The following is a 20,982-nucleotide window of genomic DNA, read 5'->3' as shown; positions in this document are numbered from 1 at the left end:
CATTGCGCAATCAGGCCATCTTCTTGGCCTTCTCGAAGGCTTCGTCGATCGTGCCGACCATGTAGAACGCCTGCTCTGGCAGGTGATCGCACTCGCCAGCCACAATCATCTTGAAACCACGGATGGTTTCCGACAGTGGAACGTACTTGCCAGGCGAGCCCGTGAACACTTCGGCCACGTGGAACGGCTGCGACAGGAAACGCTGGATCTTGCGGGCGCGGGCCACGGCCAGCTTGTCTTCAGGCGCCAATTCGTCCATGCCCAGAATGGCGATGATGTCGCGCAGTTCCTTGTAGCGCTGCAGCGTGCCTTGCACGGCGCGGGCCGTGGCGTAGTGGTCTTCGCCCACGACGTTCGGATCCAGCTGCCGGCTGGTGGAGTCCAGAGGATCCACGGCAGGGTAGATACCCAGCGAGGCGATGTCACGCGACAGCACCACGGTGGAGTCCAAGTGGGCGAACGTGGTGGCAGGCGATGGATCGGTCAAGTCATCGGCAGGCACGTAAACGGCCTGGATGGATGTGATCGAACCGACCTTGGTCGAGGTGATGCGCTCTTGCAGGCGGCCCATTTCCTCGGCCAGCGTGGGCTGGTAGCCCACGGCGGAAGGCATGCGGCCCAGCAGAGCGGACACTTCGGTACCGGCCAGTGTGTAGCGGTAGATGTTGTCCACGAAGAACAGCACGTCACGGCCTTCGTCGCGGAACGACTCGGCGATGGTCAGACCGGTCAGCGCCACGCGCAGACGGTTGCCTGGGGGCTCATTCATCTGCCCGTACACCATGGCGACCTTCGAGTCTTCGAGCTTCTCGAGGTTCACCACGCCGGAATCGGCCATTTCGTGGTAGAAGTCGTTCCCTTCGCGGGTACGCTCACCCACACCAGCAAACACCGACAAACCGCTGTGGGCCTTGGCGATGTTGTTGATGAGTTCCATCATGTTCACGGTCTTGCCCACACCGGCGCCACCGAACAGACCCACCTTGCCGCCCTTGGCGAACGGGCAGACCAAGTCGATCACCTTGATACCCGTTTCCAGCAGCTCTTGCGAAGGCGACAGTTCGTCGTACGCAGGGGCCTTGCGGTGGATGGATGCGGTGAGTTCCTGGCTCACGGGACCACGTTCGTCGATGGGCGCGCCCAGCACGTCCATGATGCGGCCCAGCGTTGCCTTGCCCACGGGCACTGTAATGGGGTTGCCGGTGTTGGTCACCATGATGCCGCGGCGCAGGCCGTCGGAGGAACCGAGCGCAATCGTGCGCACGATGCCATCGCCCAGCTGCTGCTGCACTTCCAGCGTCAGGGACGAGCCTTCGAGCTTCAGAGCGTCGTAAATCTTGGGCATCTGGTCGCGCGGGAACTCAACGTCCACCACAGCGCCGATACATTGAACAATCTTGCCCTGAACGCTTGCGTTCACTGGGGTATTTTCTTGAGCCATTTTTCTCGCTCCAATAATGTTGTATGTCGAGCTGCTTACACAGCGGCGGCGCCTGCAACGATTTCCGAAAGTTCTTTCGTAATCGCGGCCTGACGCGTCTTGTTGTAGACCAGCTTCAACTCACCAATGACACTGCCGGCGTTGTCCGTTGCGGCTTTCATGGCCACCATGCGCGCCGATTGCTCGGACGCCATGTTTTCTGCAACCGCCTGGTAAATCAGCGTCTCGACATAGCGCACCAGCAGCTCGTCGATCACGGTTTGTGCATCTGGCTCATAGAGGTATTCCCAGCCATGCACCTTTTCACCAGCCTGCATCTGCTCGGAAGACAGTGGAAGCAATTGTTCCACCACCGACTCTTGCTTCATGGTGTTGATGAACTTGGTGTAACTCAGATACACCGCATTGATCTTGCCTTCGGCGTAAGCATCCAACAGCACCTTGACAGGGCCAATCAGCTTGTCCAGATGGGGCGTATCGCCCAGACCCGTCACGTGCGAAACCACCTTGGCACCCACCCGGTTGAGGAAACCGAAGCCCTTGTTGCCAATGGCCACTGTTTCCGCGGTGACGCCCGCGTTTTGCAACTCGCGCAGCTTTGTCGTCACCGCACGCAGGATGTTGGTGTTCATGCCACCGCACAAACCCTTGTCCGTGGTGACCACGATGACGCCAGCCGCCTTGGCATCATTCACTTGCATGAACGGATGCACGTACTCAGGATGGGCCTTGCTAAGGTTGGCTGCAATGTTGCGGATCTTCTCGCTGTAGGGGCGGGCGGCACGCATCCGGTCCTGCGCCTTGCGCATTTTGGATGCTGCCACCATCTCCATGGCTTTGGTGATCTTCTTGGTGTTTTCCACCGATTTGATCTTGCCGCGTATTTCCTTGCCTGCTGCCATGATGGCTCCTCGTCCGGATTACGCGAACGTCTTCTTGAACGCGGCGATGGCTGCGGTCAATTCGGCTTCAGCATCCTTGTCCATGGCCTTGGCCTGCTCCAGCTTGGCAAGCAATGCACCATGGCTGGTCTTGAGGAACTGGTGCAGGCCGTGTTCGAAGCTCAGAACCTTTTTGACGTCGATATCGTCCAGGAAACCCTTGTTCACAGCGAACAGCGTGGCACCCATCAACGAGATGGACAACGGGCTGTACTGGGCCTGCTTGAGCAGCTCGGTTACACGGGCACCGCGCTCGAGTTGCTTGCGGGTGGCTTCATCCAGGTCGGAGGCAAACTGCGCGAACGCAGCCAGTTCACGGTACTGGGCCAAGTCGGTACGGATACCGCCGGACAGGTTCTTGATCAGCTTGGTCTGGGCGGCACCACCGACGCGCGACACCGAGATACCGGCGTTGATGGCGGGGCGGATACCAGCGTTGAACAGGCTGGTTTCCAGGAAGATCTGGCCGTCGGTGATCGAGATCACGTTGGTTGGCACGAAAGCGGACACGTCACCGGCTTGCGTTTCGATGATGGGCAGTGCGGTCAGCGAACCGGTCTTGCCCTTCACGGCACCCTTGGTGAAGGCTTCGACATAGTCGGCATTCACGCGGGCTGCACGCTCCAGCAGGCGGCTGTGCAGATAGAACACGTCGCCGGGATAGGCTTCGCGGCCTGGCGGGCGGCGCAGCAGCAGCGACACCTGGCGGTAAGCAACCGCTTGCTTGGACAGGTCGTCGTACACGATCAACGCGTCTTCACCGCGGTCGCGGAAGTACTCTCCCATGGTGCAGCCCGAGTAGGCCGAGACGTACTGCATGGCGGCCGATTCGGAAGCCGATGCAGCCACCACGATCGTGTAGTCCATGGCACCGGCTTGTTCCAGTGCGCGCACCACGTTCTTGATCGACGAAGCCTTCTGACCGATGGCAACGTAGATGCAGGTCACGCCCTGGCCCTTCTGGGCGATGATGGCGTCGATGGCCACTGCCGTCTTGCCGGTCTGGCGGTCACCAATGATCAGCTCGCGCTGACCGCGGCCTACAGGCACCATGGAGTCGATCGACTTCAGGCCGGTTTGCAGGGGTTGGTCCACCGACTTACGGGCGATCACGCCCGGAGCGACCTTTTCGATCACGTCGGTGAGCTTGGCGTTGATGGGGCCCTTGCCGTCGATCGGCTGGCCCAGGGCATTCACCACGCGACCCACGAGTTCGGGACCCACGGGCACTTCCAGAATACGGCCCGTGCACTTGACGGTGTCGCCTTCGGAGATGTGCTCGTACTCGCCCAGAATCACGGCGCCGACGGAGTCGCGCTCGAGGTTCAGAGCCAGGCCGTAGGATGGCTGACCGTCCTTGGTGGCGGGGAACTCCAGCATTTCGCCTTGCATCACGTCCGACAGGCCATGAACGCGCACGATACCGTCAGACACGGACACCACGGCGCCCTGGTTGCGGATGTCGCTGCTGGCGGCCAGCCCTTCGATGCGGCTCTTGATGAGTTCAGAAATTTCTGCGGGATTGAGTTGCATGACTCTTTCCTTCTTTCTTTGGTTCGCGAAGACCTCGCCGCATTACGCGGTGAGGACCGCTTTCATTTGTTCAAGACGGGCCTTGACCGAAGTGTCCAGCACCTCGTCACCCACCACTACGCGAATGCCACCGATCAAGGATTCGTCCTGCTGCACGGTGAGATTGAGCTTGCGGCCAAAGCGCTTTTCCAGCGCTGCACCGACGTCCGCCAATGCCGCGCCATCCATGGGGAAGGCGCTGTACACCACGGCGTCCGAAGATCCGTTGCGGCGATTCACGAGGGCACGAAATTGCTCAGCCACTTCGGGGAGTGCATTGAGACGCCCGTTGTCGATGACTGTGCGCAGGAAATTCTTCGCCATTTCGGGCAGCGCGGACCGCGCTACACCCGTAAGGACGTCAAACACCTGGTCTGCCGTCACCTTGGGGTTGTCCGCCAGCTGGCGCAACTGGGGGTTGGCGGCAATCGCCGCCAGTTCGTCCACCCAGGCAGCAGTGCTGCCCAGATCGACGCCCGCACCCGCTGTAGCGGCCTTGAACAAGGCATCGGCGTAAGGGCGTGCAATGGTGGCGAGTTCTGCCATGTTGTCCCCTTACAGCTCGGTCTTCAGGCGGTTGAGCAGGTCGGCATGGACGCCAGCGTTGACTTCCTTGCGGAGAATCTGCTCGGCACCCTTGACGGCCAGTGCTGCCACCTGCTCACGCAGGGATTCGCGGGCCTGCACCGTCTGCTGCTCGGCTTCGGCGCGCGCAGCAGCAACGATCTTGTTGCCTTCCTCGGTGGCACGGGCCTTGGCCTCTTCCACGATGGCCTGGGCACGACGATCGGCGTCCGCAAGACGCGAGGCCGTTTCGTTGCGCGCCTGTGACAGTTCCTTTTCCACGCGCTGGTTGGCAGCGGTCAGTTCGGATTTGGCACGGTCGGCAGCGGCGAGGCCATCGGCGATTTTCTGGGCTCGCTCATCCAGCGCCTTCGCGATCGGCGGCCACACGAATTTCATCGTGAACCACACCAAGATCAGGAAGACAATGGCCTGAACGAACAGGGTCGCATTGATACTCACGGCAACACCTTTCTAGAGTGGCGTTGAACGGGAATTACTTGGGCAGGTTGGCCAAGAACGTCGAAGCGAAGGGGTTGGCGAATGCGAACAGCAGAGCGATAGCCACACCGATCAGGAAAGCCGCATCGATCAGACCAGCCAAGATGAACATCTTGGTTTGCAGTTCGTTGATCAGTTCAGGCTGGCGAGCCGACGATTCGAGGAACTTGCCGCCCATCAGTGCAATACCGATGGAGGCACCGATAGCGCCGAGACCAACGATCAGACCACAAGCCAGAGCGACGAGACCGAGAATGTTTTCCATGATGACTCCTGAGTTAAAAAAAGAAAGGTTAGGGAAAGAAACAACGAAAGGGAAAGCTTAGTGGGCGTTGTGCGCCTGACCAAGGTAGATCAATGCCAGCATCATGAAAATGAATGCCTGCAGGGTGATCACCAGAATGTGGAACAGCGTCCAGATGGTGCCAGCAATCACATGGCCCACAGGAAGCAGCACACCCGACAGCGACAGCGCAGCCGCACCACCCATCAGGGCAATCAGCATGAACACCAGTTCGCCAGCGTACATGTTGCCGAACAACCGCATGCCATGCGACACGGTGTTGGCGACATATTCAATGATCTGCATCAGCAGATTCACCACGCCCAGGATCAGGGCGAAGATGGGGTTCTTGCTGGTGCCGAACGGAGCGGACACGAGTTCGTGCGCCCAGCCCCCTGCGCCCTTGACCTTGACGCTGTACCAGAAGCGCAGAATCAGCACGGCGAAAGCAAGGCCGAGGGTCGTGGACAGGTCGGCGGTCGGCACGACGCGCAGATAGGCATGGGCCGGATCGTGGCCCGCAGCACCATACACCTGAGCCCACAGTGCAGGCAACAGATCCACGGGCAGCATGTCCATGAAATTCATCAGGAAGATCCAGACGAACACCGTGAGACCCAACGGCGCAATGAACTTGCGGCTCTCGGCGTTGTGGATATTGGCCTTGGCCTGGTTGTCCACCATTTCAACCAGAATTTCCACGGCCGCCTGGAAACGGCCAGGAACACCCGAGGTTGCCTTGCGGGCGGCCGACCACAGGATCAAAAGCGTGAGAGCACCCAGCACCAACCCCACGATGATGGAGTCATAGTTGAAGACAGTGAAGTCAACAATCTTGGTCTGGTTGATGTTTTGAAGATGCTGCAGGTGGTGAACGATGTATTCACTTGCAGTCGGAGCGTGCGCTTCTGCGGCCATCGGACAACTCTTCTCTCTATCAATCGGTTTTTCGGACACCAGGCCGCACCAACAGTGCCACCCAGTACATTTTCATTGCGACCACCATACCCACCAGCAGAGCAATCCAGCTCAATTCCGGCACCAGCCGAGGTGCCGCCGCCAGCAGCGCCACCGTCAACACGATCCTGGCGATTTCCCAGCCAAAGAATCCCACCATGGCCGCTCGCGGATTGGCAGACGCCTTGTGGCGCAAAACACCGCGCGCAAACAACGCAGCAGGAGCCACCACCGCCAAAGCACCGTAAGCTGCAGACCAGCCCACCGACGCCCTGCCCGTCAACAACCAGGCCACCAGGGCCACCAACACCCCAGCCAGCACCTGACTCACCACAACCCCCCACACCGAGACGGGAGGATTTCGACGGCGCCACTGCTCAGCCTCCAGGGCCGTCAGGGGCTTGAAGTCAGATTCTTCAGCCTCAGCTTCCATCTCAGGCGCGATTGTTTTCATTGATGAATGACGCCCGCGTTACAGACTGGAACTTTCACAAAGCCTCTAATTATAAGTACAAACCCGTGACAAACGACAAAGACCCGCAATGTCGTGGCGAAAGTGGTGCGTTCGCTGCACTGTTGTAGCCGCTGGCCAACGGCGCATGGGGTAAAAAGGCCGTTTTCTTGCACCGTCATGAAGCACGGGTGCCTCAAGGGCACCTGACTCCCAACCGGCTTTTCCCCACAATGGAAAAGCGTCTACAGCTATTAAAAACGAAGCAACTCAACCATGACACCCCCTTCGATTCCAGCAGCCAACGGCACCACACCATCAGCCGATGATCCCCGCAAGGACTCGCTGATCGAATATCCATCCATGTTTCCCATCAAAGTCATGGGCGCCAAGGTGGATGGTTTCGTGCATGCGGTCACCGAGCTGGCCCGCCAGTTTGACCCGACCTTCGATGCGGCCACGATTGAGCTGCGCGACAGCCGTGCAGGCAACTACCTCGGCGTCACCATCACCATCACCGCCACCAGCCGTGAGCAGCTCGATGGCCTGTACCGTGCGCTGTCGTCCCACCCCCTGGTGAAAGTGGTGCTGTAAGGCATGGCCATCGACATTCGCACGCTGGGGCGGGTCGATTACGCCGCCACCGTGCAGGCCATGCAGGACTACACGGCGAATCGCACGCCAGAGAGTCCCGATGCGCTCTGGATATGTGAGCACGCACCGCTTTACACGCAAGGGCTAGCAGGCAAAAGCGATCACATCCTGCACCCTGGCGACATTCCCGTGCTCGCCACCAACCGCGGCGGGCAGGTCACCTTCCATGGCCCCGGGCAGGTGGTTGCATACCCGCTGATCGACCTGCAGCGCGCCGGCTACTTCGTCAAGGAATACGTTTACCGCGTGGAAGAGGCCGTGATCCGCACGCTGGCGTACTTTGGCGTCACCGGCCACCGCGTGGGCGGCGCACCGGGCATCTATGTGCGCCTGGATGACCCCCACAGCCACGCCCTGCTGCCCCAGCGCCCGCAAAAACGCACAGGCGGTGAAGCCCCGGCACCCGACTTCGAGGGCCTGGGCAAAATTGCGGCACTGGGCATCAAGGTCAGCCGGCACTGCACCTACCACGGCGTGGCGCTCAATGTGGCGATGGACCTCGAACCTTATGAACGCATCAACCCTTGCGGTTACGCAGGATTGAAAACGGTGGACCTTTCTACAATCGGGGTCCACACCACCTGGGACGAAGCCGCGCAGGTGCTGGGCCAGCAGCTCAGCATTCGCCTGGTGCCTTGAACCCCTCTACGCCGCCTACACCCCATGAGCACCCCTGAAGTCGTCCGCGAAGCGCAATCCGCCGAAACCTACAACCCACTGGCAAAGCAGAAGGCAGCGGCCAAGCTGTCGCGCATTCCCATCAAGGTGGAACAAGGCGAGGTACTCAGGAAGCCCGAATGGATCCGCGTGAAAGCGGGCAGCCCCACCACGCGCTTTTACGAGATCAAGGACATCCTGCGCGAGCACAAGCTGCACACCGTCTGCGAAGAAGCGTCGTGCCCCAACATTGGCGAATGCTTTGGCAAGGGCACGGCCACCTTCATGATCATGGGCGACAAGTGCACGCGCCGCTGCCCGTTCTGCGACGTGGGCCATGGCCGCCCCGATCCGCTCGACAAGGACGAGCCGCTGAACCTGGCCAAGACCATTGCCGCGCTCAAGCTCAAATACGTGGTGATCACCAGCGTGGACCGCGACGACCTGCGCGATGGCGGCAGCGGCCACTTTGTGGAGTGCATCCAGAACATCCGCGAACTCTCGCCCCAGACGCAAATCGAGATTTTGGTGCCCGACTTCCGCGGCCGCGACGACCGCGCCCTGGAGATCCTGAAAGCCGCCCCGCCCGACGTGATGAACCACAACCTGGAAACCGCGCCCCGCCTGTACAAGGAAGCGCGCCCCGGCTCCGACTACCAGTTCAGCCTGAACCTGCTGAAAAAGTTCAAGGCCCTGCACCCCAATGTGCCTACCAAGAGCGGCATCATGGTCGGCCTGGGCGAGACAGACGACGAGATCCTGCAGGTGATGCGCGACATGCGGTCGCACAACATCGACATGCTGACCATCGGCCAGTACCTGGCGCCCAGCAACAGCCACCTGCCGGTGCGCCGCTACGTGCACCCCGACACCTTCAAGATGTTCGAGGAAGAGGCCTACAAAATGGGCTTCAGCCATGCCGCCGTGGGCGCCATGGTGCGCAGCAGCTACCACGCCGACCAGCAAGCGCACGCCGCCGGCGTGTAAATCCAGCGCAGCGACGCCCACTGGTTGCGAGCCGACCGGCGCTGCCTGCGCCGCCACCCAGCCCGACGCAGCGCGGCGCCCGCCTATAGTCAGCGCATGCAAGCCAATCTGTACGCCTTGGGCGCCATCGCCCTGTGGGCCTCGCTCGCCTCGTTGGGCGTTTCGCTCACGCACATTCCGCCATTCCTGCTCACGGGCATCGCACTCATCATCGGCAGCGTGCCTGCATGGCCTTTTGTGCTGCGCGATCCCTCGCAATGGCGCATTCCCGCGCGCACGCTGGCGCTGGGCGTGTATGGCCTGTTTGCGTACCACTTCCTGCTGTTCATCGCGCTGCGCCATGCCCCGCCGGTCGAGGCCAACCTGGTCAACTACCTGTGGCCGCTGTTCATCGTGGTGCTGGCACCGGTGGTGCTGCCCGGCGTGGCACTGCGCCTGCCGCATGTGCTGGCCGCACTGCTCGGTTTTGCCGGCGCGGCAATTGCCATGGCGGGTGGGCGTGAACTCAGCGGCACGCTCGCCTGGGGCTATCTGCCCGCCCTCGCCGCCGCCTTTATCTGGGCCACCTACTCGCTGCTGACCAAGCGCGTGGCGGTCTTCCCCACCACGGCCATTGGTCTGTTCGGGCTGGTGTCGGGCGTGCTGTCGCTGCTGTGCCATGTGGTGCTGGAGCCGGCCGTGTCGCTGCAGGCGCGCGACTGGGCACTGCTGGCCGTGCTGGGCCTGGGCCCGCTGGGCGCGTCGTTCTTTCTGTGGGACAAGGCGCTCAAGCTCGGGGATGCGCGGCATATCGGCATCCTGAGCTACCTCACGCCGCTGGCCTCCACCGCGCTGCTGCTGGTGGTAAGCGACCGACCGTTCAGCTGGAGCATCGCCGTCGCCACGGCCATGATCATCAGCGCCGCCGTGATGGGCATGCGTGCCCGCTGATGAATTTGAGCAAAATAGGCCTCTAGCGCCCGTCCATCAAGCGTAAGCAGCTATCCAATCAATAGCAAATCAAATCATCAGCGAGGCCGCCGGAAGTTCGTCGCCTGTAAGCACCTGCTGCGCCCACGGGGCCAGCTTGCGCGTGTCGGCCCGCAAGATCTCCTGCTTCACGGCCAGGATCTGCGCCGGATGCATGGAAAAACTGCGCAAGCCCAGTCCAAGCAAGAGGCGCGTCATGGTCACGTCACCGGCGGTTTCACCGCACACGCACACGCTCTTGCCCTGGCGCTCGCCCTCGGCGATCACGTCGGCCACCAGGCGCAGCACGGCGGGGTGCAAGGGGTCATACAGGTGTGCCACGGCTTCGTCGGCCCGATCAATGGCCAGGGTGTACTGGATGAGGTCATTGGTGCCGATGGACAGAAAGTCGAAATACCGCAGAAAGCTGCGCACCATCAGCGCGGCTGCGGGCACCTCGATCATGGCACCGAGCTCGACCGGACCATAGGGTACGCCCCGTGCATCCAGCTCGGCACGCGCCAGCTCGACCTGGGCCAGCGTCTGCTCGATTTCGTGCAGGTGCGCCAGCATCGGGAACAACAGCTTGACCTTGCCATAGGCCGCGGCGCGCAACACGGCACGCAGCTGGTTTCGGAACATCGACGGATCGGCCAGGCTCCAGCGGATGGCGCGCAAGCCCAGCGCCGGGTTCAGGTGCGTGTCCTTGAAGCCTTTGTCGAGCGGCTTGTCGGCGCCCACGTCGATGGTGCGGATGGTGACCGGCAGGCCCTGCATGCCGTCAATAGCCTCGCAGTACGCGCGGTATTGTTCGTCTTCGTCGGGCAAATTGCCGTTTTTTCCCATGAACAGGAATTCGCTGCGGAACAGCCCCACACCCACGGCGCCAGCGCGCACGGCGGCCGCGGCATCGCCGGGCTGCTCGATGTTGGCCAGCAGCTCCACCTTGTGGCCGTCGAGCGTGACCGCGGGCGTGTGGCGCAGGCGCGCCAGGCGCTCGCGCTCCAGATCAATCTGGCGCTGGCGAAAGCCGTATTCGGCCAGGATGATAGGCGAGGGATCGACAATCATCACCCCGGCATCGCCGTCGATGATGACCCAGTCGTCCTGGCGCACCAGCTGGCTGGCCGAACGCGCCCCCACCACGGCCGGAATGTCCATGCTGCGCGCCACGATAGCGGTGTGCGAGGTCTTGCCGCCCACATCGGTCACGAAGCCGGCGAACACGCTTTGCTTGAACTGCAGCATGTCGGCCGGCGACAGGTCGTGCGCTACCAGCACCAGGGGCACATCCACCGTGTCGTCGAGCAGCAGGTCTTGCTGGGTCTTGCGGCGCGGGCTGCTGGCAGGCGGCGCCACTGGGCTGGCCACGCCTTTCATGTAGCGCAGGATGCGCTCGACCACCTGCTCCAGGTCGGCCTTGCGCTCGCGCAGGTATTCGTCTTCCATCTCGTCGAACTGGCGCGCGATCAGTTCGAACTGCGTGGTCAGTGCCCATTCGGCGTTGTACAGGCGCTCAGAGATCCAGTGCTTGACCCCGCCAGTGAGCATCTCGTCCTGCAGCAGCATCAGGTGCACATCCAGCAGCGCGGTCAGCTCGGGCGGCGCATCGGGCGGCATGTCGGCCTGCAGGCGCTGCAATTCCTCGGCCACCGCGTTGCGCCCCTGGCGCACCCGCTCGACTTCCGCCAGCACCTGCTCGGGCTGGATGAAATAGTGCGCCACATCCACGCGGCTCGAAGCCACCAGCACGGCCCGGCCAATGGCGATGCCCCGGGCAACCGCAAGACCGTGGACGGAAAACGTCATCGAAGATCCTTTTCTGGCAACTGTTCTACCACCGCGTCAGCCCAGGCGCATCGTGCCGGGCCAGCGCCCCGCGCGATCGGCACGCACGGCAGCCAAGATCACTCGCCCTCGCCGAACTTGTCGGCAATCAACGCAAGCAGTGCATCCATGGCCTCCTGCTCGCGCTCGCCAATGGTCTCGATTTCCACCTCGGTGCCCATGCCAGCGGCCAGCATCATTACGCCCATGATGCTCTTGGCGTTGATGCGGCGCTCGCCCCGGCTCATGAAAACATCGCAGGGGAAACTGCCCGCCAGCTTGGTCAGCTTGGCCGACGCCCGGGCATGCAGGCCCAGCTTATTGTTGATGGTTGTACGGGTCTTGGTCATGGGAATTTCGTCGAATCTGGTTCTGCGGCGCCGCAATGGCCACCTGCATCACACCCTGGGTGCCGCCCACCACGGCGCGCGATACCACGGCATCCAGGGGTTCAGCCCGGTAGCTCACGGCACGCAGCAGCATGGGCAGGTTCACCCCCGCCACCAGGCGCGAGCCAACGCCGTCCACCAGGCGCTGGGCGATATTGCAGGGCGTGGCGCCAAACAAGTCGGTCAGCACCAGCGTGGAATGGATGCCCAGCTGCTCCAGCAGGCCGTGCGCCTGCGCCAGGCTGTCTTCAGGGGCCGCGTGGGGCTGCACGTCCAGCGCCGCCACGCTGTCGCCACAGTCGGCAAACACATGCAGCGCGCATTCGCGCAAGGCATGCGCCAGCGGGGCGTGGGCAATGATGAGAATGCTGGTGCTCATGGTGTGATGGTTTGCCTTGCATTATGGCGGCCCAAAACGCTGCCGCCACAGTCCGGCCGCGGGCGGTGCGCGGCTGCAACAGGCTCATTGAAGGCTCAGGCCGGCAAAAAGGGCGTCGGCCACGTCGGGCCGGGGCTTGGCGGTGTACACCACCGCGTGGTACAGCCGCACTTGCGGGCCCACCGCGCGCGCAAACCACACACCCTGCACGGTGACGGGCGTGCCATCCGCGCGCCGGCCCTGCGCCACCAGGCGCACCGCCGACGGCAGTGGCAGCGTGCCCGGCGGTGCAAATGCCTGTTCGGACTGCAGGTTGACCGCCCCCACGCGCGCCAGCACCGCAGCCCGCCAGTGCGCCAGCGCCGTGTCGGCACGGGCCGGATCGGGCAGCGCGGTGGACGAGACGGCAAAAGTGGCGTTGTCGGCCTCGCAGCCTGCCATGGCCAGTTCCACCGGCGCACCAGCCATTTCCACGGTGCGCGTGGCATGGTCGGGCTTGCATGGCAGGGTGGCAATGAGCGCGGCGCCGTCGAGCGGCACGCTGCGCCAGTTCAGGGCGGGGCTGCAGGCGGCCAGCAGCAGGGCGACGGGCCAGGTCAATGTCCAGTTCATGGCCCGATTATGGGCAGTGGCATGCAGCGGCGCGGCGCCATGCCCCGCCCGAGCGAACTTTTATGGCCGTACGAAGTCTCTTTTAAATGGTCACACGGGGCGACAGGATGGGCAGGGAGTCCTGCACAATGCAGCCTTGGGCGTGGCCCACAGTTTTTGGATGAGGATGTCATGGGTATCAAGCATTGGGCGGTGGGCGCCGCATTGGTGGCTTTTGTCGGCGTGGGTGCGTGGGTGTATCTGGACGCCGGGCGTTCTGCGGCGCCCGAATCCACGTTCGTGCTGCTGGACGGCTCGCGCCAAACCACTGCCGATCTGCGCGGCAAGGTCACGCTGGTGAATTTCTGGGCCACCAGCTGCACCACCTGCGTGGCCGAGATGCCCGAAATCATCGCCACCCACAACAAATACCACGCCCAGGGCTTTGACACCCTGGCCGTGGCCATGAGCTACGACCCGCCCAGCTACGTGGTGAACTTTGCCGAATCGCGCAAGCTGCCGTTCAAGGTGGCGCTCGACAACACGGGCGCGGCAGCGAAGGCCTGGGGCGACGTGCGCCTGACGCCCTCGACGTTCATCGTCAACAAGCGCGGCGAGATTGTGAAAAGCTATGTCGGGGCCCCCGACTTTCCGGAACTGCACCGGCTGATCGAAAAACTGCTGGCAGAAACCTGATTCACTGCCATCGATAGTTGCCCCGCAGGCTTTGGTCGTGCGTGCGGCCTGCGCCGCAACATCCTGATGGTGGGCACGGGTTGGGAGCTCCGGGTTGGGCTCAGGCCTTCATGCAGTGCTGCCTGCAGGCCAGTGCCGCTACACTGTTCTTTTGCATCAGCCCGCTTGCGTTGTGGAAAAGCTACCTGTCACCCTGCTGACCCCGTCCCAGCCCCATGAGCTGGAGGCGGTGCGAGCCATCTTCCGGGAGTATGCCGACAGCCTGGATGTCGATTTGTGCTTTCAGGATTTCGAAACCGAACTGGCGCAGTTGCCTGGAGAGTACGCAGCACCGCGCGGGCATTTGCTGCTGGCCGAGGTGGACGGTGCCATTGCCGGCTGCTGCGCCTTGCGCCCGATGGACACAGCAGACTACCCCAACGCCGCCGAAATGAAACGCCTGTATGTGCGCAAGGCGTTTCGGGGCTTTGGCCTGGGCCGGCAGCTGGCCGAGGCCGCGCTGGATGCGGCGCGGCAGGCCGGTTACGCCTGCGTGCTGCTCGATACGCTGGACGAAATGGAGTCCGCGCGGGCCTTGTATGGCGACCTCGGCTTCGAGGAAATTCCGCCCTACTATCACAACCCCATTGCCGGGGCGCATTACCTCAAGGCGGACATTCTTTGAGCCAAATAGGCTGCAAGCGCTTATATATAAAGCGCCTGCAGCTACTTATTTTATAGCAACCATCAAGCCTTGGCTTGCGCCAGCAACGTATCGGCATCGCTCACGGCGAACTGCCCGGGGGCTTCCACATTGAGCGTGACGACCTTGCCGTCGCGCACCAGCATCGAATAGCGGTTGCTGCGCAGACCGAGCCCCTTGCCCGTCAGGTCCAGCGTCAGGCCCGTGGCCTTGGCAAAGGCGGCATCGCCGTCGCCGAGCATGCGCACCTTGCCATCGGTCTTCTGGTCGCGCGCCCAGGCACCCATTACAAAGGCATCGTTGACGCTCACGCACCAGATCTCGTCCACGCCCGCCGCCTTGAACTCCGCCGCCTTCGCCACATAGCCGGGCACATGCTGGGCAGAACAGGTGGGGGTGAAGGCACCCGGCAGGGCAAACAGCGCAATGGTCTTGCCGGCGGTGGCCTTGTCCACGGGCACGGCGTTCGGGCCGATGCTGCAACCTTCGCCCTCCACTTCCGTGTATTCCATCAGGGTGGTGGCGGGCAGGGTATCACCGACTTTGATCATGTTCATCTCCAAAAGGCTGAGGAAATTCCGCCGGGGTGCACATTGCATCCCACAAAGCAAAACGACCCACATTGTGGGTCGTTTTGAAGGGCTTTGCAGCCGTCAGCCTTTAGGGCTTAGAGCAGGCCGGCCTTTTGAACCAGACGGGTAGCAACCCAGTTCTTGGTCTTGGAGAGCGGACGGCTCTCGGTGATTTCGATCGTGTCGCCCAGCTTGTACTCGCCCTTTTCATCATGGGCGTGGTACTTGCTCGACTTGCCGACGATCTTGCCGTAGAGCTCGTGCTTCACACGGCGCTCAACCAGCACAGTCACGGTCTTTTGACGCTTGTCGCTGACCACCTTGCCAATCAAGGTGCGCTTGAGGGATTTTTTAGGTTCCGTCATAGGGGCTCCTTACTTGGCGGCTTGCTTTTCAGCAAGAATGGTCTTGGCGCGAGCGATGTCGCGACGGGTGGTACGCAGCGTGTTGGTGTTACCCAGCTGTTGCGTGGCCTTCTGCATGCGCAGACCGAAATGGGCTTTTTGCAAAGCCTTGATTTCGGTTTCGATGCCGGCGACGTCTTTTTGGCGCAGTTCAGTAGCTTTCATTGCATGTTCTCCTGAATTACGAGCCAATCAGGCGGCTGACAAACGTGGTGCGCAGCGGCAGCTTGGCGGCAGCCAGGCGGAACGCTTCGCGGGCCAGTTCTTCAGGCACGCCCACGATTTCAAAAACGATCTTGCCGGGCTGGATTTCAGCCACGTAGTACTCGGGGTTGCCCTTACCGTTACCCATACGCACTTCTGCGGGCTTGGTAGAGATTGGCTTGTCCGGGAACACGCGGATCCAGATACGGCCGCCACGCTTGACGTGACGGGAAATCGCACGGCGTGCAGCTTCGATCTGGCGGGCCGTCAGACGGCCACGATCGGTGCACTTCAGACCGAAATCACCGAACGCAACGGAGGCACCCCGCGTTGCGACACCGGTATTACGGCCCTTTTGCTCCTTGCGGTACTTGCGGCGAGCAGGTTGCAGCATCTTTATTCTCCTTTGCCGTCCGCTGCTGTAGCGGGCGCGTCAACTTTACGAACGCGCTTAACGGCGGTTGCATCGGCGCCACCGGCGCCGACGGGCTTGTCGCTGCCATCGGCAGGGGCGCTGTTGGCGCCCATGGGACGGCGGGGACCACGACCAGCACCTGGACGGTCGCCACCTGGGCGGCCATCACGGCGCGGGCCACGTGGGCGACGCTCTTCTTCCGGACGTGGGGTTTCCACAGCCGGCAGATCGTTGCGGCCCAGGGTGTCACCCTTGTAGACCCAGACCTTGACGCCGATCACACCGTAGGTGGTCTTGGCTTCGGAGGTACCGTAGTCGATATCGGCACGCAGCGTGTGAAGTGGCACGCGGCCTTCACGGTACCACTCGCAACGTGCGATTTCGATACCGTTCAGACGACCGGACGACATGATCTTGATGCCCTGGGCACCCAGACGCATGGCGTTTTGCATGGCGCGCTTCATGGCGCGGCGGAACATGATGCGCTTTTCGAGCTGCTGCGTGATGCTGTCGGCGATCAGCTTGGCATCGATTTCGGGCTTGCGCACTTCTTCGATGTTCACTGCGACCGGCACGCCCAGGCGAGCAGCGAGTTCCTTCTTGAGGTTCTCGATGTCTTCACCCTTCTTGCCGATCACCACGCCCGGACGTGCCGAGTAAATGGTGATGCGGGCGTTCTTGGCGGGGCGCTCAATCAGGATGCGCGACACGGCGGCGTTCTTCAACTTGGCCTTCAGGTACTCGCGCACCTTGATGTCTTCGGCCAGCATGCCCGCGAAATCGCGGTTGCTGGCGTACCAACGGCTGGACCAGTTGCGGCTGACCGCAAGGCGGAAGCCGGTAGGATGGATTTTCTGTCCCATAGTCTTCCTTGGCCTCAGTTACCAACCGTCACGTACACATGGCACGTGGGCTTGCTGATGCGATTGCCGCGGCCTTTGGCGCGCGCGGTGAAGCGCTTGAGCGTGGTGCCTTGTTCGACGTAGATGGTCTTGACCTTCAGTTCGTCGATGTCAGCGCCATCGTTGTGTTCTGCATTGGCGATTGCCGATTCCAGAACCTTCTTGACGATGCCAGCAGCTTTTTTCTGCGTGAACGTCAGGATGTTCAGGGCCTGGTCCACCTTCTTGCCGCGGATCAGATCAGCGACCAGACGGCCTTTGTCGACCGACAGACGGACGCCCCGGAGGACTGCACGTGTTTCAGACATGGTCGTTCCTTATTTCTTCTGGACTTTTTTGTCCGCGGGGTGACCCTTGAAGGTGCGCGTCAGGGCGAATTCGCCCAGCTTGTGGCCCACCATCTGGTCGGTGACGTAGACAGGTACGTGCTGCTTGCCGTTGTGCACGGCAATGGTCAGACCGATGAACTCGGGCAGAACCATGGAGCGACGCGACCAGGTCTTCACTGGTTTCTTATCCTTGGTGGCAACGGCCTTTTCGACCTTGGCCAGCAAGTGATGGTCAACAAATGGACCCTTTTTAAGAGAGCGAGTCATCTGTTACCCCTTACTTCTTGCGACGCGACACAATCATGACCTGTGTGCGCTTGTTGTTACGGGTGCGATAACCCTTGGTCAGATTGCCCCAAGGATCGACTGCATGACGGCCTTCGCCGGTGCGGCCTTCGCCACCACCGTGAGGGTGATCCACCGGGTTCATGGCAACGCCGCGAACCGTAGGACGAATACCCATCCAGCGCTTCACACCGGCCTTGCCCAATTGGCGCAGGCTGTGCTCTTCGTTGGCCACTTCGCCAATGGTGGCGCGGCATTCGATATGAATCTTGCGCACTTCACCGGAACGCATACGCACCTGGGCGTAGATGCCTTCACGGGCCAGCAGCGTTGCCGAAGCACCTGCCGAGCGAGCGATCTGGGCACCGGCACCGGGCTTGAGCTCGATGCAGTGGATCGTCGAGCCCACGGGGATGTTGCGGATCGGCAGCGTGTTGCCTGCGCGGATCGGGGCTTCCGAACCGCTCATCAGCGTTGCGCCAGCTTCCAGACCGCGGGGAGCGATGATGTAGCGACGCTCGCCGTCGGCATAGCACACCAGAGCGATGTGGGCCGTGCGGTTGGGATCGTACTCAATGCGCTCAACCTTGGCGGCAATGCCGTCCTTGTTGCGCTTGAAGTCCACCACGCGGTAGTGGTGCTTGTGACCACCGCCCTTGTGGCGCGTCGTGATGTGACCGTTGTTGTTACGACCGGCCTTCTGGAATTGTGGCTCCAGCAGCGGGGCGTACGCTTCACCCTTGTACAGGTGGTCACGCGTGACCTTCACCACGGCACGTTGGCCGGGCGAAGTGGGTTTCATCTTGATGACAGCCATGATTACGCGGCCTCCCCAGACAGGTTCAGCTCTTGACCAGGCTGCAGCGTGACGTATGCCTTGCGAACGTTGTCGCGGCGGCCGACGGTCTTGCCGAAACGCTTGGTCTTGCCTTTGGTGTTCACCACAGAAACGCCCTTGACCTCGACCTTGAACATCAATTCCACAGCGGCCTTGATTTCTGGCTTGGTAGCGTTCTGCAGCACCTTGAACGTCACAGCATTGGACTTCTCGGCAACCATGGTGGCCTTTTCGGACACGATGGGAGCGACCAGCACTTGCATCAGACGACCTTCGTCAAACTTGAGTGTGCTCATGCGAACATCTCCTTGAGTTTGTCGATTGCACCCTTGGTGACGAGCACTTTCTTGAAACGCACCAGCGACACGGGATCGGCGTAACGCGGCTCGACGACGAGCACGTTCACCAGATTGCGCGAAGCCAGGTACAGGTTTTCGTCCACTTCATCGGCGATCACCATCACCGATTGCAGGTTCATCGCCTTGAACTTGTCGGCCAGGACCTTGGTCTTGGGCGAATCAAGCTTCAGCGAATCGACCACAGCCAGACGGCCTTCGCGGGCCAGCTGCGACAAGATGGCAGACATACCGGCGCGGTACATCTTCTTGTTGATCTTCTGCGTGAAATTTTCGTCAGGCATGTTCGGGAAAATCCGACCGCCCCCGCGCCACAGAGGCGAGGAAGTCATACCTGCACGTGCGTTACCCGTACCCTTTTGCTTGAAAGGCTTCTTGGTCGAGTGACGGACTTGCTCACGGTCCTTCTGGGCGCGAGTGCCTTGGCGTGCGTTGGCCTGGTAGGCCACCACGATCTGGTGCACCAGATCTTCGTTGTATTCACGACCGAACACGGTTTCAGGAACATCCAGCTTGGATGCGCCCTGGCCTTGGTCATTCAGGAGTTCGAGCTGCATTAGTTCGCTCCTTTGGAGGCTTTGGCCTTGATCGCTGGACGCACCGTCACGAACCCACCCTTGGAGCCCGGAATAGCGCCCTTGATCAAGAGCAGTTGACGCGCTTCGTCGATGCGGATGACATCGAGGTTTTGCGTGGTCTTGGTGACATCGCCCAGGTGGCCCGTCATGCGCTTGCCGGGGAACACGCGACCGGGGTCTTGTGCCATACCGATCGAGCCAGGCACGTTGTGCGAACGGCTGTTACCGTGCGACGCGCGCTGCGAGCTCATGTTGTGGCGCTTGATGGTACCGGCGTAGCCTTTACCGATCGAAGTGCCTTGCACGTCGACCTTCTGACCCACGGAAAACACGGACGTCACAGCCACCGATGCGCCAGCTTGGTACTGGGCTGCGGTATCGGCGGTCACGCGGAATTCCTGGATGATTTCACCGGCTTCCACACCTGCCTTGGCAAGGTGACCGGCTTCTGGCTTGGTCACGCGCGATGCCTTGCGCGAACCGAACGTGACCTGCAGGGCCACGTAGCCATCGTTCTCTTGGGTTTTGATCTGGGTTACGCGGTTGTTGGAAACATCCACCACCGTGACAGGCACTGCATCCCCGTCATCGGTGAACAGACGCATCATGCCCACCTTGCGACCCAGCAACCCCAGGGAGTTGCTCAGACTCATTTGTTTCTCCAAAACTTCCACCGCCACAACTTCAATTGGCTGCGGCGTTGCATGCAAGTTTTCACTCACATGCATGAAAGAGGGTTATTAAAACTTCCCCCAACTGGCACCTTTTAAAAGGCGCAAATTGAGCGAAGCCCTAGAGTATAACGCGAACTGCTTTTTCAAGCAAGTTCGCGCCATTTCAGACACTGCAAGGCGGGCGAACCCACCTTGCAACAGCCATTACTGCAGCTTGATTTCGACGTCCACGCCGGCGGGCAGGTCGAGCTTCATCAGGGCGTCCACCGTCTTGTCGGTGGGGTCCACGATGTCCATCAGGCGCTGGTGCGTGCGGATTTCGAGCTGGTCGCGGCTGGTCTTGTTGACGTGCGGCGAGCGCAGGATGTCAAAACGCTTCATGCGCGTTGGCAGGGGCACGGGGCCCTTGACAATGGCGCCAGTGCGCTTGGCGGTGTCAACGATCTCGGCAGCGGACTGGTCGATCAGCTTGTAGTCAAACGCCTTCAGGCGGATGCGAATTTTTTGCTTGGACATGGCAAGTTCCTTGTTCTGCTCAAAAATTAAGCAATGATCTTGGCCACGACGCCAGCGCCCACGGTACGGCCGCCTTCGCGGATAGCGAAGCGCAGACCTTCTTCCATGGCGATGGGGTTGATCAGCTTCACAGTGATCGACACGTTGTCGCCAGGCATGACCATTTCCTTGTCGGCTGGCAGCTCGATGGCGCCGGTCACGTCGGTCGTGCGGAAGTAGAACTGAGGGCGGTAGTTGTTGAAGAATGGCGTGTGACGGCCGCCTTCGTCCTTGCTCAGAACATACACTTCAGCGGTGAAGTGGGTATGTGGCTTGATCGAGCCGGGCTTGCACAGCACTTGGCCGCGCTCCACGTCTTCGCGCTTGGTGCCGCGCAGCAGCAGGCCGAC

Annotated in this window: 30 protein-coding genes and 1 pseudogene; 6 read left to right on the top strand and 25 right to left on the bottom strand. The window is 61.5% G+C overall.

The genetic code is table 11. The features are described 5' to 3' along the window. Positions 1-10: 10 nt before the first annotated feature. Genes atpD through J8G26_RS17690 form a run of 8 tightly spaced genes read right to left on the bottom strand, consistent with a single transcriptional unit; the run spans position 11 to position 6,713 of the window. A complete protein-coding gene (atpD, locus tag J8G26_RS17725) occupies positions 11-1,441 on the bottom strand; it encodes a F0F1 ATP synthase subunit beta (protein ID WP_210570554.1) in 1,431 nt (476 codons plus the stop codon). A 35-nt stretch (positions 1,442-1,476) separates the two neighbouring features. Then, positions 1,477-2,343, bottom strand: a complete 867-nt coding sequence (gene atpG, locus J8G26_RS17720; protein ID WP_210570552.1) for a F0F1 ATP synthase subunit gamma — start codon at positions 2,341-2,343, stop codon at positions 1,477-1,479. Positions 2,344-2,361: 18 nt separating this feature from the next. Further along, entirely contained in the window at positions 2,362-3,915 is a 1,554-nt protein-coding gene (gene atpA / locus J8G26_RS17715; protein ID WP_210570550.1) for a F0F1 ATP synthase subunit alpha, read from the bottom strand. Positions 3,916-3,957: 42 nt separating this feature from the next. Further along, positions 3,958-4,500: a F0F1 ATP synthase subunit delta gene (locus tag J8G26_RS17710; RefSeq protein WP_210570548.1), complete on the bottom strand. Its 543-nt coding sequence runs from the start codon at positions 4,498-4,500 to the stop codon at positions 3,958-3,960. Positions 4,501-4,509: 9 nt separating this feature from the next. Further along, positions 4,510-4,980 carry a F0F1 ATP synthase subunit B gene (locus tag J8G26_RS17705; RefSeq protein WP_024813794.1) on the bottom strand — a complete coding sequence of 157 codons (471 nt, stop codon included), beginning with the start codon at positions 4,978-4,980 and terminating at the stop codon, positions 4,510-4,512. Between the two features lie 34 nt (positions 4,981-5,014). Continuing rightward, positions 5,015-5,284 carry a F0F1 ATP synthase subunit C gene (atpE, locus tag J8G26_RS17700; RefSeq protein WP_007847749.1) on the bottom strand — a complete coding sequence of 90 codons (270 nt, stop codon included), beginning with the start codon at positions 5,282-5,284 and terminating at the stop codon, positions 5,015-5,017. A 57-nt stretch (positions 5,285-5,341) separates the two neighbouring features. Continuing rightward, positions 5,342-6,220 (bottom strand): F0F1 ATP synthase subunit A, encoded by an 879-nt coding sequence (gene atpB, locus J8G26_RS17695; protein WP_210570546.1) that lies wholly within the window; start codon positions 6,218-6,220, stop codon positions 5,342-5,344. Between the two features lie 19 nt (positions 6,221-6,239). Next, on the bottom strand, positions 6,240-6,713 hold the full coding sequence (locus tag J8G26_RS17690; RefSeq protein WP_210570544.1) for an ATP synthase subunit I: 474 nt from the start codon (positions 6,711-6,713) through the stop codon (positions 6,240-6,242). 273 nt (positions 6,714-6,986) lie between these two features. On the opposite strand from J8G26_RS17690, the gene J8G26_RS17685 reads away from it, so the two are divergent. The 4 genes from J8G26_RS17685 to J8G26_RS17670 all read left to right on the top strand — a co-directional run bounded on the left by J8G26_RS17685 (position 6,987) and on the right by J8G26_RS17670 (position 9,938). After that, positions 6,987-7,304: a DUF493 family protein gene (locus tag J8G26_RS17685; protein WP_210570541.1), complete on the top strand. Its 318-nt coding sequence runs from the start codon at positions 6,987-6,989 to the stop codon at positions 7,302-7,304. A gap of 3 nt (positions 7,305-7,307) precedes the next feature. Next, positions 7,308-8,003 carry a lipoyl(octanoyl) transferase LipB gene (gene lipB / locus J8G26_RS17680; RefSeq protein WP_210570539.1) on the top strand — a complete coding sequence of 232 codons (696 nt, stop codon included), beginning with the start codon at positions 7,308-7,310 and terminating at the stop codon, positions 8,001-8,003. Between the two features lie 24 nt (positions 8,004-8,027). After that, positions 8,028-9,008: a lipoyl synthase gene (gene lipA / locus J8G26_RS17675; protein WP_087743117.1), complete on the top strand. Its 981-nt coding sequence runs from the start codon at positions 8,028-8,030 to the stop codon at positions 9,006-9,008. 96 nt (positions 9,009-9,104) lie between these two features. Next, positions 9,105-9,938, top strand: coding sequence for a DMT family transporter (locus tag J8G26_RS17670; RefSeq protein ID WP_087743116.1), 834 nt, complete (start codon positions 9,105-9,107; stop codon positions 9,936-9,938). Between the two features lie 69 nt (positions 9,939-10,007). Here the strand turns inward: J8G26_RS17670 and ptsP are convergent, their stop codons facing one another. The 4 genes from ptsP to J8G26_RS17650 all read right to left on the bottom strand — a co-directional run bounded on the left by ptsP (position 10,008) and on the right by J8G26_RS17650 (position 13,163). After that, on the bottom strand, positions 10,008-11,765 hold the full coding sequence (ptsP, locus tag J8G26_RS17665; protein ID WP_210570537.1) for a phosphoenolpyruvate--protein phosphotransferase: 1,758 nt from the start codon (positions 11,763-11,765) through the stop codon (positions 10,008-10,010). Between the two features lie 98 nt (positions 11,766-11,863). Beyond that, positions 11,864-12,133, bottom strand: coding sequence for an HPr family phosphocarrier protein (locus tag J8G26_RS17660; protein ID WP_087743112.1), 270 nt, complete (start codon positions 12,131-12,133; stop codon positions 11,864-11,866). After that, positions 12,102-12,551, bottom strand: coding sequence for a PTS sugar transporter subunit IIA (locus J8G26_RS17655; protein ID WP_087743110.1), 450 nt, complete (start codon positions 12,549-12,551; stop codon positions 12,102-12,104). Before J8G26_RS17655 ends, J8G26_RS17660 begins: the two co-directional genes overlap by 32 nt. Before the next feature lie 84 nt (positions 12,552-12,635). Beyond that, complete coding sequence (locus J8G26_RS17650) at positions 12,636-13,163, bottom strand: hypothetical protein (RefSeq protein WP_210570535.1); 528 nt, start codon at positions 13,161-13,163, stop codon at positions 12,636-12,638. Between the two features lie 171 nt (positions 13,164-13,334). Here J8G26_RS17650 and J8G26_RS17645 point away from each other — a divergent pair, with 171 nt between their 5' ends. Further along, positions 13,335-13,838 carry a TlpA disulfide reductase family protein gene (locus J8G26_RS17645; RefSeq protein ID WP_087743105.1) on the top strand — a complete coding sequence of 168 codons (504 nt, stop codon included), beginning with the start codon at positions 13,335-13,337 and terminating at the stop codon, positions 13,836-13,838. Positions 13,839-14,010: 172 nt separating this feature from the next. Further along, complete coding sequence (locus J8G26_RS17640; protein ID WP_087743103.1) at positions 14,011-14,502, top strand: GNAT family N-acetyltransferase; 492 nt, start codon at positions 14,011-14,013, stop codon at positions 14,500-14,502. 62 nt (positions 14,503-14,564) lie between these two features. Here J8G26_RS17640 and J8G26_RS17635 read toward each other — a convergent pair whose 3' ends face one another. The 13 genes and pseudogenes from J8G26_RS17635 to J8G26_RS17575 all read right to left on the bottom strand — a co-directional run. Further along, on the bottom strand, positions 14,565-15,071 hold the full coding sequence (locus tag J8G26_RS17635; RefSeq protein ID WP_210570533.1) for a peroxiredoxin: 507 nt from the start codon (positions 15,069-15,071) through the stop codon (positions 14,565-14,567). 116 nt (positions 15,072-15,187) lie between these two features. Further along, complete coding sequence (gene rpsQ / locus J8G26_RS17630; RefSeq protein WP_086926311.1) at positions 15,188-15,457, bottom strand: 30S ribosomal protein S17; 270 nt, start codon at positions 15,455-15,457, stop codon at positions 15,188-15,190. Between the two features lie 9 nt (positions 15,458-15,466). Next, a complete protein-coding gene (gene rpmC / locus J8G26_RS17625; protein ID WP_024813779.1) occupies positions 15,467-15,661 on the bottom strand; it encodes a 50S ribosomal protein L29 in 195 nt (64 codons plus the stop codon). Positions 15,662-15,677: 16 nt separating this feature from the next. After that, positions 15,678-16,094 (bottom strand): 50S ribosomal protein L16, encoded by a 417-nt coding sequence (gene rplP, locus J8G26_RS17620; RefSeq protein WP_005796975.1) that lies wholly within the window; start codon positions 16,092-16,094, stop codon positions 15,678-15,680. 2 nt (positions 16,095-16,096) lie between these two features. Next, positions 16,097-16,978 (bottom strand): 30S ribosomal protein S3, encoded by an 882-nt coding sequence (gene rpsC, locus J8G26_RS17615; RefSeq protein ID WP_086911060.1) that lies wholly within the window; start codon positions 16,976-16,978, stop codon positions 16,097-16,099. A 14-nt stretch (positions 16,979-16,992) separates the two neighbouring features. Then, positions 16,993-17,325: a 50S ribosomal protein L22 gene (gene rplV, locus J8G26_RS17610; protein ID WP_005796970.1), complete on the bottom strand. Its 333-nt coding sequence runs from the start codon at positions 17,323-17,325 to the stop codon at positions 16,993-16,995. Between the two features lie 9 nt (positions 17,326-17,334). Continuing rightward, entirely contained in the window at positions 17,335-17,613 is a 279-nt protein-coding gene (gene rpsS, locus J8G26_RS17605; RefSeq protein ID WP_005796963.1) for a 30S ribosomal protein S19, read from the bottom strand. Positions 17,614-17,623: 10 nt separating this feature from the next. Beyond that, positions 17,624-18,448, bottom strand: a complete 825-nt coding sequence (gene rplB, locus J8G26_RS17600) for a 50S ribosomal protein L2 (RefSeq protein WP_026437400.1) — start codon at positions 18,446-18,448, stop codon at positions 17,624-17,626. A 2-nt stretch (positions 18,449-18,450) separates the two neighbouring features. Further along, positions 18,451-18,765: a 50S ribosomal protein L23 gene (gene rplW / locus J8G26_RS17595; RefSeq protein ID WP_007847815.1), complete on the bottom strand. Its 315-nt coding sequence runs from the start codon at positions 18,763-18,765 to the stop codon at positions 18,451-18,453. Then, positions 18,762-19,382 (bottom strand): 50S ribosomal protein L4, encoded by a 621-nt coding sequence (gene rplD, locus J8G26_RS17590; protein ID WP_008906425.1) that lies wholly within the window; start codon positions 19,380-19,382, stop codon positions 18,762-18,764. Before rplD ends, rplW begins: the two co-directional genes overlap by 4 nt. Beyond that, positions 19,382-20,056, bottom strand: coding sequence for a 50S ribosomal protein L3 (gene rplC, locus J8G26_RS17585; protein ID WP_007847818.1), 675 nt, complete (start codon positions 20,054-20,056; stop codon positions 19,382-19,384). Before rplC ends, rplD begins: the two co-directional genes overlap by 1 nt. Positions 20,057-20,281: 225 nt before the next feature. After that, positions 20,282-20,593 (bottom strand): 30S ribosomal protein S10, encoded by a 312-nt coding sequence (rpsJ, locus tag J8G26_RS17580; RefSeq protein ID WP_005796953.1) that lies wholly within the window; start codon positions 20,591-20,593, stop codon positions 20,282-20,284. 26 nt (positions 20,594-20,619) lie between these two features. Next, positions 20,620-20,982 (bottom strand): annotated as a pseudogene (locus J8G26_RS17575) (elongation factor Tu); the annotation flags it as partial.

Source organism: Acidovorax sp. JG5, from assembly GCF_017939685.1.
Taxonomy (GTDB): domain Bacteria; phylum Pseudomonadota; class Gammaproteobacteria; order Burkholderiales; family Burkholderiaceae_C; genus Acidovorax.
This window is presented reverse-complemented; position numbering and strand designations above follow the sequence as displayed.